Genomic DNA, 586 nt, shown 5'->3' on the forward strand with positions numbered 1-586 from the left:
AGCTGATCCTGGATGCCTATGCGTGGCACACCTCGGACGAGGGTGGTCTGCGGGGTGCGGTGATGCTCGGCGACGAGATGATCGACGAGGCGAGCCGGAAGATGGCCGAGGTGATCGCGGGGAAGGGCCGGGCGGCGGGGATGGCCCGGACGGTGACGTTCGAGCCGCCGAAGGACTGACCGGTCACCGTCCCGTGTCGTTGAGACCGTCTCGCTGAGACCCCGGACCACAGGAGCCACCATGGGCAGGATTGCGCAGACCGACGGGCTGACCGAGGTGCAGACCGACATCCTCGCGGCGGTGCGGTCGTTCGTCGACAAGGAGATCCTTCCGCACGCGAACGAGTTGGAGCGTAAGGACGAGTTCCCGGACGCGATCGTCGAGGCGATGAAGGAGATGGGCCTGTTCGGGATCACGATCCCGGAGGAGTACGGCGGGCTGGGGGAGTCGCTGCTGACCTACGCGCTGGTGGTGGAGGAGATCGCGCGGGGGTGGATGAGCGTCTCCGGGGTGATCAACACGCATTTCATCGTGGCGTACCTGGTGTTGCAGCACGGTACGGAGGAGCAGCGCCGGCGGCTGTTGC

Annotated in this window: 1 protein-coding gene and 1 pseudogene; both read left to right on the forward strand. The window is 66.7% G+C overall.

Annotated features, from left to right (window positions below; translation table 11 throughout):
* Positions 1-179, forward strand: a pseudogene (locus tag AB1460_RS38180) (CoA ester lyase); the annotation flags it as partial.
* Positions 180-240: 61 nt separating this feature from the next.
* A partial coding sequence (locus tag AB1460_RS38185; protein ID WP_368967486.1) for an acyl-CoA dehydrogenase family protein occupies positions 241-586 on the forward strand: 346 nt, incomplete at its 3' end.

It is taken from the genome of Parafrankia sp. FMc2, assembly GCF_041008525.1.
Classification (GTDB): Bacteria; Actinomycetota; Actinomycetes; order Frankiales; family Frankiaceae; genus Parafrankia.